This window comes from Polaromonas naphthalenivorans CJ2 (assembly GCF_000015505.1).
GTDB classification, from domain to species: domain Bacteria; phylum Pseudomonadota; class Gammaproteobacteria; order Burkholderiales; family Burkholderiaceae_C; genus Polaromonas; species Polaromonas naphthalenivorans.
Window position 1 is genome coordinate 126,120 of sequence record NC_008759.1, and the last position, 11,698, is coordinate 137,817.

At 54.9% G+C, this 11,698-nt stretch carries 10 protein-coding genes and 1 pseudogene; 10 read left to right on the plus strand and 1 reads right to left on the minus strand.

What is annotated here, in order from left to right; genetic code table 11:
- The first annotated feature begins 342 nt into the window (after positions 1-342).
- The 7 genes and pseudogenes from PNAP_RS23480 to PNAP_RS23505 all read left to right on the plus strand — a co-directional run.
- Positions 343-2,199, plus strand: a complete 1,857-nt coding sequence (locus PNAP_RS23480) for a site-specific integrase (RefSeq protein ID WP_011798366.1) — start codon at positions 343-345, stop codon at positions 2,197-2,199.
- Positions 2,200-2,419: 220 nt separating this feature from the next.
- Entirely contained in the window at positions 2,420-3,487 is a 1,068-nt protein-coding gene (locus PNAP_RS23485) for a ParA family protein (RefSeq protein WP_011798367.1), read from the plus strand.
- The gene (locus tag PNAP_RS23490; RefSeq protein ID WP_011798368.1) at positions 3,487-4,482 is read left to right on the plus strand and encodes a ParB/RepB/Spo0J family partition protein; all 996 of its coding nucleotides are present in this window, start codon (positions 3,487-3,489) and stop codon (positions 4,480-4,482) included. The genes PNAP_RS23485 and PNAP_RS23490 overlap by 1 nt, the downstream gene beginning before the upstream one ends.
- A 123-nt stretch (positions 4,483-4,605) precedes the next feature.
- Entirely contained in the window at positions 4,606-4,866 is a 261-nt protein-coding gene (locus tag PNAP_RS28055) for a transposase (protein ID WP_232290860.1), read from the plus strand.
- Positions 4,790-5,125: an IS5 family transposase gene (locus tag PNAP_RS28060; RefSeq protein ID WP_232290861.1), complete on the plus strand. Its 336-nt coding sequence runs from the start codon at positions 4,790-4,792 to the stop codon at positions 5,123-5,125. Before PNAP_RS28055 ends, PNAP_RS28060 begins: the two co-directional genes overlap by 77 nt.
- A gap of 10 nt (positions 5,126-5,135) precedes the next feature.
- The gene (locus tag PNAP_RS28065; protein ID WP_232290862.1) at positions 5,136-5,363 is read left to right on the plus strand and encodes a transposase; all 228 of its coding nucleotides are present in this window, start codon (positions 5,136-5,138) and stop codon (positions 5,361-5,363) included.
- A gap of 517 nt (positions 5,364-5,880) precedes the next feature.
- A pseudogene (locus PNAP_RS23505) lies at positions 5,881-6,379 on the plus strand (transposase); the annotation flags it as partial.
- A 178-nt stretch (positions 6,380-6,557) separates the two neighbouring features.
- Here PNAP_RS23505 and PNAP_RS23510 read toward each other — a convergent pair.
- Positions 6,558-6,824, minus strand: a complete 267-nt coding sequence (locus tag PNAP_RS23510) for a hypothetical protein (RefSeq protein WP_041377726.1) — start codon at positions 6,822-6,824, stop codon at positions 6,558-6,560.
- Between the two features lie 205 nt (positions 6,825-7,029).
- Here PNAP_RS23510 and PNAP_RS23515 point away from each other — a divergent pair, with 205 nt between their 5' ends.
- From PNAP_RS23515 to PNAP_RS23525, 3 genes are all read left to right on the plus strand, one after another.
- The gene (locus PNAP_RS23515) at positions 7,030-7,737 is read left to right on the plus strand and encodes an IS5 family transposase (RefSeq protein ID WP_011798370.1); all 708 of its coding nucleotides are present in this window, start codon (positions 7,030-7,032) and stop codon (positions 7,735-7,737) included.
- Positions 7,738-8,519: 782 nt separating this feature from the next.
- Positions 8,520-9,935, plus strand: coding sequence for a replication initiation protein (locus PNAP_RS23520; protein ID WP_011798371.1), 1,416 nt, complete (start codon positions 8,520-8,522; stop codon positions 9,933-9,935).
- Between the two features lie 800 nt (positions 9,936-10,735).
- Positions 10,736-11,653: a tyrosine-type recombinase/integrase gene (locus tag PNAP_RS23525; RefSeq protein ID WP_011798372.1), complete on the plus strand. Its 918-nt coding sequence runs from the start codon at positions 10,736-10,738 to the stop codon at positions 11,651-11,653.
- The last annotated feature ends 45 nt before the right edge of the window (positions 11,654-11,698 follow it).

Below are 11,698 nucleotides of genomic sequence, written 5' to 3' on the forward strand. Positions count from 1 at the left end.
GCCCTGGGCAGAAAATTTTCCGCAGGAGGAGGAAAAGCCGGCCCGGCGTTTTTTTGCCACAGCGCTTTTTACGCCCTGGCGACCTGCCCGGGGCCGAAAACCACGCGCCCGCGCCTGTGTTTGCGCGGGGATGTTGAAGAAAACGGTACGCGCCACAACGCTATCCAAGCGCCCGTGGGACCAGCACCCATGCAGCGGTAGCCCCAAGCATGAAGAAACGCTGCAGCGCCGTTTAAAGAGGTTTTTTACCTGTCGCCCGCTTTTGACTACTGTGGATTATAATTATCACCAAAGAAAACAGGCCGACGTCCGGTCCATGGATTTTTAACCGGAAGAATTTTTTTGGCCCAGCACAATGTCGTTGCCATCGCTCCGCAGCGCTACACGCGCGCCGATTTCGCGGCGCTGCGCGCACGCCTCAACAAAATCCCCACGGCCACCATCGTGCGCCTGTATTTCACCGAAGACGCCCTTGACACCCTGCACTGCCCCACCCCAGCATTGCTCGAAAAACGCATCGACGCCCTGCGCGACCACCTAGTCCAGCGCCTCTCGCTCAGCGCCCCCACGCTCAGCGAGCACTTGGCCAACGCCCGCAAGTTTCATAGCTGGCCCAAAAGTCTCATCGACTACTTGGTGAACGCGGCCGAAGCGGACAGCGCGGCGCCTCGCTTGGGCGATGCCGTTTCGGTGTGGTTCAAGCCGCCCGTGGCCCGCGCGCTGCAGGCCGAGGGCATGCATTGCCTGGGCGAGTTTCGGCAGTACGTGCTCGTGCGTGGCCCGGGCTGGTACCGACCGGTGGCGCGCATCGGCCAGGGCAAGGCGCGCGCGCTGGAGCGCTGGCTGGCGGTCCAGCCCACGCTGGGCGGCCTTGTAATGCCCGCCGAAAGCGTGGTGGGCGGCGAAAGGATTGAACTCGCGAGCGCCAGCGACATCGCGCCGCTCGAGCGCATCGGCGCCATCACCGCTAAGCTTTCGGGTGCGCAAGGTCTGAACCGAAGCGGCCGGTTCTGCCTAGTCTCGGCGCGCAACGACCTCGAAGCCATCCAGGCGTACCTGTACCGCTACCGGGACCGGGACAAGACGCACCGCGCGTACCAAAAAGAGCTCGAACGCTTTTTGCTCTGGTGCGTCATCGAGCGCCGGGTAGCGCTCTCGAGTGTTCTGACGGACGACTGCGAAGCGTACAAGGATTTTTTGGCGAAGATACCCGGCCACTGGGTAGGCGCCAAGGCAGCGAGAAACTCCGCGCGCTGGCGCCCCTTCCTGGGGGCGCTGGAGCCGGCCTCGCAGCGCTACGCTGTCATCGTCATCCGCGCGTGTTTTGCCTGGCTTGTGCAGGTGCGCTACCTGGGCGGCAACCCGTGGGTGACCGTGGCCGACCCGTGCGTGGCCCACAAGGAAATAGCGCTCGATATCGACAAGGCGCTGCCCGAGGCGCTGTGGCAGGCGCTCACCGGCAGTGGCGGGCTGCTGGACCAGGCGTGCGCGGGCGATGCGCCAGCCGCGACGCTGCAGGCGGGGCCGCGCGCCGCGGGCATGGCGCTGGCGCAGTGGCGCCTGGCGCGCGCGGCCATCTTGCTGCTGGGCAGCAGTGGCCTGCGCCGCGAGGAGCTCGCTGGTGCCACGCGCAGCCGACTCAAGCGCGTGCCCGAGGAGACAGGCGCCGGGCTCTGGGAATTGTCCATCCTGGGCAAGCGCAACAAGTGGCGCACCGTCTGGCTGCCAGGCAGCGTCGTGGAGAGCGTGCGCGCGCACTGGGCCGACCGCGGGCACGACTTTGACACAGCCAGCATCCCTGGCTCGTCGGCCGACCTGGCGCTCTTATCGCCCGTGGCCCTGCCCCCCCTGGCGCCGGCCCGACGCAAGCACGCCGGCGCTGGCGGGCACGAGGCACCCACGGGCCTGAGCGGGGCGGGCTTTACGCCCAATGGCCTTTACCACCTAGTCAAGACGGCGCTGGCGCGCCTGGCACTCAGCCCGCACGCTGCGCTCAGCCAGGCCGAGCGCAGTGTCTTGAGCCGCGCCGCGCCGCACGCGCTGCGCCACACGTTTGCCACCCGGGCGGCGGCCGGGACCATGCCCCTGGACGTGCTCCAGCGCCTCCTAGGGCACGCGTCGAGCCAGACAACCTCCATATATGTGCGCGCCGAGCGCACACGCAGCCTGGACGAGGCAAAAAAGTTCTTTGCCCGCTAGGGGGTTCCCTTCGCCGCAAGCTACCGGGGCACCTCATCGGCCACGCTTACGCTCACCACGAGCTCCCGGTTTGGAATGGACTCTTTCCGGCCTTTGACGTAATTACAAACATAAAAAATGTTTGCAACACATAAAAAGTTTTTTTGATTTTTAAAAAATTAACTTTAGTAACTTTTTAAAGCTTGGTATCCTATTTCATTCTTATTGATAAGGTTGCTCTATGTCCCGTGTAATTGAGTTCAAAACTTCTGTAGCGACAGCCCTTTCCGGCCTCGATATTTCTGCAAAAAAGATGCATGAGCTGGTGGGAAGAGAAAAGCCTGCCGGACAGCATCATATGAAGTACACACCGGCTGATATGCGGGCCATCCGGTATCGCTCTGTTGGCTTGGAACCGCCAGAAACGAGCCTGATGCCAAAAGTTGAAACAAAAATACCGCCCGTCATTGTGACCCGAATGACAAAAGGTGGGGTCGGCAAAACAAGCATCTCTGTGAACGTCGCCGCAGCATTAGGAATGATGGGCTACCGCGTGTTGATGATTGATGCCGACCCGCAAGCGACAGCTTCTAACCTGCTAGGCATTGAGACTTCCAGTTATGGCAATACTATTGCGCACATTGGCCAATTCCTGCGAAGGGCTTCGAACACTCCGGACTCAGACCTCTCCGCAGCGATTATTCAAATCTACGAAGGTGGTTTTCTTGATTTGATTCCGTCAGACATTACTCTTGCTGAGACTGATGCAAGCTTAGTTGCAGTCATGTCGAGCCATACTAGGGCTGAGCTATTCTTGGCACGAAACGTTGATTTCTTGTCTCAAAACTACGATGTAATCATTGTTGATACCGCCCCGGGCACAACGCCTATCGGCTTGGCCTTCTCATTTGCGGCTAGAGCATCGGGTAAGGTGCTAACAGTCGTCGAGCCTGAGGGCAGCTGTTTACGAGCATTAGATTCACTAGCCTCAAACTTGGCGGAAATCAAGGCAGTTACAGGCGCACAAATCGCGATGGAAGTCATCATAAATAAGTACCACCCCAGCCTGAAACACGTCCGCGAATCCATGGGTTTCCTCTACTCGAAATACAGTTCAATGCTGAATGACTCAATAGTTCCGCAATTTTCTGGATTTGCCCGTCAGTTGAATCCTGCATCTAAAGATGCAGGACCGCTTGTTGAATTCGAATCAGTTTCCGTGGGCGCCACTGCAATTTTCGATGTGGCAAAAAGCTTAGTTCAGAGCTTTCGAATCACACAGCCCGGCTTAACGATTGGAGACAAATAATGGCTAAATTACCACCAAAACTTTCTGGCTTAGTAAGTATTGGCGCCGTCGTTGCATCAACACCCGTTCATGAGTTACCGGATATGCCGATTCTTGATGCGTTTAGTGAGACATCGGAGCCAGTTGCAATATTAGCCCCCTCCGTTGTTCCTACAGCTTTCAATTCAGGTCGCAATCTGCAGTCCATCAACATCCACTTGATTGACCCCAATCCATTAGCGCCGCGTGAGGTTTATACCCCTCAGATGATTTTGAGCCGTGCGGACGACCTGCGAGTTCAAGGGCAGCATGACCCGATTCACGTCATCCCGAACCCAGACGCGTCTGGTCGATTCATCATCTGTGACGGCTGGACACGAGTGCTAGCTTGTAGGGAGCACAAAGTTTTTGATTCACTTTTGGCGGAGATTCATAACGAACTAAGCCTTGAAGAGTCGGCTTGGTTTGGTTACGAACAGAACGAATGTCGGGCAATGCATTGCGACTTGGACCGCGCAATGTTCTATGAAAAGCTAATTGCAGCGGGTGAGCCTGCAGTCGAAATTGCGCGCAGAGCAAAGCTCTCGAAAACGATGATGAGCTTTTACCGAGCGTATGCAAAGTTACCAGAAGACGTTATGGAAATTATTCGCCAGAACCCTGGAAAATTTGGGGCCAATGCAGCGTATCAGCTCCACAAACTCCATGAGAAGTGCGGTATACGTAAAGCTGTTGCTTTGGCGGGCAAATACGCGGTTGAAGACCAAACGGTCCGCTGGCTGACCAATCAAGCACAGGCACTATTGAGTCCGACTGCTTCGAAAAGCATTGCTCCGTCGAAACAGATTCGATATTCAAATGGCTATTACAAACAGCGAGGAGATATTTTTGAAGTATCCATTGCTGTACCCGATGACAAGCGGGTCGCGTTCTCCATTGCGCTGGAAAAGCTGCTCGATACGGTAGCCGAAGTCCTGCCGGCAGAGTCAGATACGGCAGAGTCCAGCGCGCAATAGACCAGTTATTGGCGAAAAAGTTTATACGTATAAACTTTTCATGCAAGTGGAGCACCTTGTAGCTGTGCTTGTCTAGGCTCTGTTGACGTAGGCGAAAAGTAAAATTCCGATTTTTTGGTCGGCATGGACAAAAGCAAGTTGAGTGATGGCGAATGGGTCCATCTGATTGGCAAGCTGAAGAAAACGCCCGGTATCCGGGTGGGATGCGAGGCCACTTGCCGCCGGTTTGTCGAGGCGGTGCTGTGGATGTTGCGTTCAGGCGCCCAGTGGCGGCTCCTGCCCGATAGGCTTGGGCATTTGGCGCAGCGTGTTCAAGCGTTTTTCCAGTTGGAGCCGGTTTGGCGTGTGGGAGCAGATGCTTGCCCATGTATCAGCCAAGGCTGACCTGGAGAATGTCTGCATCGACAGCACCGTGGTACGGGCGCACGCCTGTGCAGCGGGAGCGGCCGGTAGCCATGCAGGTGCGCAGGCACTGGGCCGTTCTCGGGGCGGTTTTGGTTGCAAGATACATGCACTGAGCGATGCGCTGGGCTTGCCCGTGCGCTTCATTTTGACGGGAGGGCAGGCAGCAGACATCACCCAGGCTACGCCACTCATGCAAGCCATCAGTACGGGCGCACTGCTGGCCGACAAAGGGTATTGAGCCCAACGCCTTGCTCGACTGGCTCGGGCAGCGTGGCATCGCGGCAGTGATTCCACCCAAAGCCAACCGCAAAGTGCAACGAAGCTGTGACTGGTACATGTACAAGGAGCGCCATCTCATCGAATGCATGTTCGGCAAACTCAAGTACTTTCGCCGGATTGCCACCCGCTATGAGAAAAAGGCCAGCCATTTCATGGAAATGCTGACCTTCGCTGCCGTTTTGTTGTGGCTACGCTGATACGTCAACAGAGCCTAAGACGCGCTGCTTTTTGTGGGTACATCTATAAGGAACTTGCCCTGTATGCCCTGCGCTTAGGAGTTCTGGACAATCCTTCCTGAATCGTAGGACTTGTCAGCCAGAAGTTCTTTTTTTGCCTTCAAGCCGGTTTCTCAACCGGAGATTCGAAAAGTTGTTTTGTACGAATCTTCTACTATCTCTAAAGCTACAGCAAGTTTTTCGTCAAAATCTTCGTACCGCCAAAAACACGCCAAACCCAAGCTGGGCGTAGCATCCCGAGGTTTTCGGCTAGACAGTCTGTAAAGCTAAATAGTCTCAAAGTTTATACGTATAAACTTTGCTGTCAGTGCCCATCGTGTGAGATGAGCAGTCAGTCCCGTTGCCAGGAATAACCTGACTTATGGATAACCGGAGCCTCCGTACGGCGTGAAGACGGGTGGGGCTGCCTGCAAAATGGGGTAGCCAATGCATACTGAGGTATCCCATCATGGATAAGACAACTGAACTGTTCTGACTCATTGATAACTTCTGCCAGCAATTCGAGCCGCTGCTTGAGCAGCAACAACCAGCAGCACCGCCGGCCGGGCTCGCTTTCGCTGTCCGAGATGACCACGATTGTGGTGCGGTTTCACACGATGCGGTGACGCCAGTTCAAAGCGTTCTACCCAGGTATCGTGTGTCGCTTAATGACCGCGGAGTTTGTCCGCCGACTGCCCTACACGCGCTTCGTAGCCTTGATGCCGCGCTGCGCTGTGGTGCTGGCCGCTTGGTTTCAAACGCTCAAGTGCGCCTACACGGGCCTGTCGATTACCGACGTCACACCGCTGGCCGTCTGTTACAACCTGCGCATATCGCGCCACAGGGTTATCAAAGGCAGTGCCCAGCACGGCAAATACTCCACCGGCTGGTTTTACGGCTTCAAGCTTCACGTGGTCATCAACCATCAAGGAAAACTGCTGGCCATCAAGGTCTTTCCAGGCACCGTTGATGACCGCAAGGGCTTGCTGGATAGCGCCTATTTATTCCAAGCTCAATCTCCAAGCGTGCAGATAGTCAAAGTGAGGGAAATTGAGCCGGCTTGAGGCATCCATGCACCAGCGGTGCTATATCAACCTACTTGCTTTCCAGGCGCAGACGCGCTCGCGCGGGACGCACCTGGAAAGCAGCTCTGGCGATTGAACAACTCAACGTAAGCTACATCGCAAGGACTGTAGCGTCATCTACACGAATGACAACTACGGTATCTAGGGTCACTTGGCAACTAAATTGAGAAAAGACACCACCATCCGCGACGACATTGGCCATCGGTGCTGCAGAAATCACCATCCAATTGTCAAATGACCCTAGCATTCCGAATTTTGTGAACAGCTCGACAGTTGTAAAAACGCGTGTTTGCATGGACGGATTACAAATTTTCTTGCGCCCAGTTTTAACGACGTAGTCATCTTTGGCCTCGGGCATCTGAAAATTCCGTTAGGTTCTCGATGCTTCACTTTCATTTAGGGGTCAAGTAACTAGGCCGTGTTCGGAAAGTTTGATGCGCTGAAGTTGTGCAACCTGGAGAAAAAGCTTCAGATGACCGCCTCACGCTTTTTGAGCGCTAAAGCAGTGATGTAATCACCCGTTTTGGCCAGCCCAATGACTCAAGAACGCCACATCTTCACCGATGCGCAATGGCAGCGTATCGAGCCGCTCATGCCCCCTTGCAAGGGCCGCCCCGGCGGGGCGCCTAGGGAAGTTTTTCGATGCCCTTCTGTGGATGGCCCGCACGGGCGCTGCCTGGCGCGACTTGCCCGAGCAGCTGGGAAAGTGGAATGTGGTGTACCAGAGCTACGCCTACTGGTGCGGCAAAGGCCATTTCGAGCGCTTTTTCCAGGGCGTGCAGCAGCCCGACCTGGAAGAGGTTATGGTGGATTCGACCTGCTGCCGGGCGCACCAGTCCTCGGCATGCGCCCGAAAAACAAGTCGCCCGCAAGTCATCGGTATCACGCGCGGCGGGCTCAACACCAAAATTCACGCCGTCTGCGATGCGCTGGGCAACCCGCTGCGCTTTGTGCTGACCCCGGGCCAGAGGCACGACTCCAAACCGGTTCCTGAGTTGCTCGAGGGGCTGCAGGCCAAGGCGCTTTTGGCTGACAAGGCATACGACTCGGACAAAATGGTCCAGGCTGCACAAAAGCAGGGCATGGAGGTCCTCATCGCCTGCCGGGTCAACCGCAAAAAGAACCAGCGCGTCCAGCACACGCACCGCTACAAGGCTCGCCATCTGATGGAAAACCTTTTCCAGCGCATGAAGGTCTTTCGCCGCGTAGCTACCCGCTATGACAAGCTCGGCGTCACGTTTCTGGGCTTTGTGCACATCGCGGCACCATGAAATGGCTCCATTGACTTTCCGAACACGACCTAGCATGAATCCGAGATTCGACCGGTCCCCTGGTCAACAGAAGGGCAAAGTGAGAGGAATTGTTCGGATTGACCCTCAACCCTTGAAATTTTATATTGACACCCACAGACAACTGCCTGACTGGGCAGCAAACTATGCCAAATTTAGCCTTTTTCCAATATACGGCATGATGATTTGCTTAATATTGATGTTAATTCGCCAGTACTCGCACAATTCTTCTCACTTTGCGTCTCTTTTTATCGGGGTGGCTATCAATTCTTCTCACTTTGTCTCCGTGTTCGGAATTTTTTTAATGCCTAACAACAAAAAACGCCCGTTCCGTTGGACACCGCGCCACAAAAATAACAAAAACCCTCACCTTTAGCTCATCGGACTATCAATATTCCTCACTTTGCCTCCGAGCTACCTTCGGCAAAGCCGCGCCAGTAAAGGCTTTCGAGTTTTTTTGCACAATTGTTCTCACCTTGTCTGGCGACTGGGAACAAAAACCCTCACCTTTAGAACAAAAACCTTCACTTTGAGAATAAAAAAGCTCACCTTACCGCACAAAAACCCTCACTTTGGGTTGGCGTATTCTCACTTTGCCTAGGTAACTTGTTGATTTTCAAGGGTTCGCGTTCCTTCTGTATGTATGTAGGTTTGTTATTTAACTACTAACAAACCCGGAAACCTCAATACGGACTCAGAAGCGTAGATTAGCAAAGTGAGACAAATTGATTTGACACCTCACTTTGTGTTCTGCATGATATGGGATGACTAATGCTCGACAGTCCGATGCACACCAGCTTGCGCTGGCCTTGTTTGAAGATTTCGCTCCCTTGAGCAAAAGCATCGCAGACGCGCCAGCAGAAATCGGCTTCAGCCGAAATAATATTTTTGTGGAGATTGAAGACCTCAGCTTGGCCACTCGTCGGGCGTTGGATGCGGCCTATTTCATCGTTTCACAAAAAGAAGCTGTTTGCAAAACCTACGAGGTGGACCTTAACTTTTTTCAATGGCTGATGGCTTACAGCAGCAGCAATCGAAAGCATTTTCGGGCTCTGATGGTTGAAGCGCAAAAGGCGGTTATCCAAGTACAGGACACAGACCCCGATGACGACCAGGACGATAGGTGGGGCGCCGTCCAAATGCTGGGCGCCGTCAAGATTTATAAGGGCAAGATTGTCTTTGAGGTGCATGACTCGTTGCAGCGGGCCATCAAAAATCCGGTCAGCTCGCATTTCTTGAGCTTGCGGCTAATCTTCAGCTCCCTGCATGCCAAAATTTTGCATGACCGGCTCTTGCCAGTTGTGACCGAAGGGGGTACCCCTTGGATTCCGATTCAAGAGCTGCGGCGCTGGCTGAGTTGCACTACCAAGACCTACGATGAGTTCAAGTACATCAAACGCGATGTGCTGGAGCCTGCCATCAAGCAAATTAACAGCCTGTCGTCCATCGCGGTCAGCCTGGACACCCGCAATCTGCCTGGCACCAAAAAAATAGGGGAAGTGCGCTTTCGCGTGAAGGCCGACCAGCATGGCACAGCATCAATGGCGCCTATGCTGGTGTTAAAAGAACTGTACGACATTTTGAACGACGAGATTGGGCTGTCCACGGCCCAGTTTAGCGAGATTATTTCCAACCGGGAAGCATGGACGGATGCGCGTATCCGGCAAGCTTTGGAATACACCCGATTCAGCTTTCGGAGAGGAAAGGTAAACCGTAGTGTCTCTGGCTTTTTTATGCGCGCGCTCAAAGACGGCTATAACGTCGGCAGTGCGGACTTGGCTCTTTTAGAGGGGGGCGCCAATCCGAGCGGGGTTGAACCCTGCGCAGCCGCCGAGGTCGGCGCCGTGAAAAATACGTTCGAAGTGCACCTCGCCCGCCAGGAAGCAGCAGAGGCCCGGCGCGTTGAGGACGTAACTCAGCGCGGAATGGACTTATTCCAGGCTTTAGACACGCAAGGGCAGCAGCAGGCACTTCAAGCATTCAGTCAGACCTCGCCGGCCAAGGTTATTGCTACGCGAACCAAGACCGAAGTGCAAGCCTTGGGCACGCTGGTGGAAGACAACCTGTGGATGCGCAGGGCCCTTGGCTCGTTTATGCTGGAAGGGGGCGAGAAGCCCTCCGTAAAGCGTCGGGCTGCCCGACCGGCAACGGATGGGACGGCGCCTTATTTGGCTCGGTAGCACCCTCCGAGCCAAGCAATCAAGCTCGTCGATGAGCACTTCTCCGAGAACTGACTCAAGAACAAGGCGTCTACTTCATGCAATTTAGGGCTCATGTCGCAACCCGCAAACACGGCAACAGCGATGCCTAACCCCTCGCTCAAGCGGAACGCCAACGGCAGGCGAGCGGCGCCCGGTCTGCGGCGCCCAGCCGTCTGCGCTCCGCTTAGAATTTCGATAGAAATAACTTTTCAATTTCCGGGGTGTACTGTACCCGGCACAGTCATTCCCGCTGCGGGAATGACTGGAAGTTATTGTTAGCCACACCTTTAGGCCGAATTCATCGATATGCATCACTGCTGCGGCCTGCACAATTTGCGCAATGGACTAAACCGTGGGCGGGTCTGACTGCGCAGCCACGTTCCCCACTGCACCAGTATGGCCAGCACAGGCGCAACGTCAGGTACTCTACCGCCTCAAAGCACACGGCCGGGATGTTAAATACCTGGCCGTTTCGGTGGACCTACGCCTCGCGCTCAACTCATTTTCAGTTTAGCTTGCTCTTTCCACCTTGGCGACGCGCAGCAACAGCATATTAATACTTCTCAGTTTGCATGTAATCCCATATTCAAAACATAATATGGCTATTTAAAATGCAATAAACGCGCAAAATAGGGCACTGCTTTTCTTGCATGTACAAAAGGTCAATGAGGGAGGTTTTGGCTGTTACTGATTGACAGGCGGCTTAAATTTGAGGATAAGCACGATTGAGATTTAGGTATTATTGCTAGTGCGTTTATTGCACTTTTATAGGTGGCCACTTGACCGTTGAAAATACACTCGTCCTTTTTGCTTATGACGCCCAGGATTGGGTGACGCAACCCGGCATGGCGTTTGATGCATTTTTGGCAGGCTATCGCTTTGAGGGGCGGCATCTTCGCGCCAGTTCTTTTGTTGTTTACAGAGGCATGTTTATGCGGTTGCATGACTGGCTTGGACAGCAAGACAAGAATCTTTTCTCTCTCAATGCAAGACTCATCAACGAGTTTTTAGACAGTAGAACCCTTTCTGCGGAAAGTCGGCACCGCTATCTGCTCCTCTACACGACGCTGTTAGCGCACTTGGCGGACTTCAAGGCGGCTCAAGCCAACCCGGCCCACGCGCTCCTGCTGGAGCAAGAAGCACCCGAAAGGGGAAATCCGGAATGGCTCACTGCGGCTGAGGCCCAGGCGTTTTTGACTACTGCCGCACCGGGGTCTGGCTGGAAGCAGTTGAGGAACCGCGCACTGGCGCACACCGTGCTCGGGGCAGCCTTACATTCTTCAGAAGTGCTAAGCCTCAAACTTTCGGACTTGAACCGAAAACGAGACGTGGTGGAAACAATTTGGATTCGACCGAATGGCCCTCGGCCTTCACGGGTGGTCCCTGTGCAGAGGTTTGCATTGACGGCAATAGAGGCTTGGCTGGCAGAAAGAAGCGTGCGAGGCCTGCCTGGAGCGCTGGTTTTTCCCGCCAGCCCGGCTGGCGGGCCGATTTCACCAGCGACGTTGTTCAGGCAGGTGAGAGCAACGCTTGTAAAAGCCGGCATCTCCCGGCGCTACGAAGGACCTACCTTGCTGAGAAACACTTGCGGTGCGCTTTGGCTGTCCACCCATCCAGCGCCCCAAGTCATGCAGTGGATGGGGCATGCGACGCTGCGCACAACGGAGCTTTTGTTAGGAAAAAGTGAAAACCGATAGGATGCCAAAATCCGGTAAGTAGGACCCCCTCAAAAGGGACTTACT

Excerpts from the sequence above, each read along its gene's own strand:
- PNAP_RS23485 (WP_011798367.1), top strand. The coding sequence starts at position 2,420 with ATGTCCCGTGTAATTGAGTTCAAAACTTCTGTAGCGACAGCCCTTTCC.
- PNAP_RS23490 (WP_011798368.1), top strand. The coding sequence starts at position 3,487 with ATGGCTAAATTACCACCAAAACTTTCTGGCTTAGTAAGTATTGGCGCC.
- PNAP_RS28055 (WP_232290860.1), top strand. The coding sequence starts at position 4,606 with ATGGACAAAAGCAAGTTGAGTGATGGCGAATGGGTCCATCTGATTGGC.
- PNAP_RS23510 (WP_041377726.1), bottom strand. The coding sequence starts at position 6,824 with ATGCCCGAGGCCAAAGATGACTACGTCGTTAAAACTGGGCGCAAGAAA.
- PNAP_RS23515 (WP_011798370.1), top strand. The coding sequence starts at position 7,030 with ATGCGCAATGGCAGCGTATCGAGCCGCTCATGCCCCCTTGCAAGGGCC.
- PNAP_RS23520 (WP_011798371.1), top strand. The coding sequence starts at position 8,520 with ATGACTAATGCTCGACAGTCCGATGCACACCAGCTTGCGCTGGCCTTG.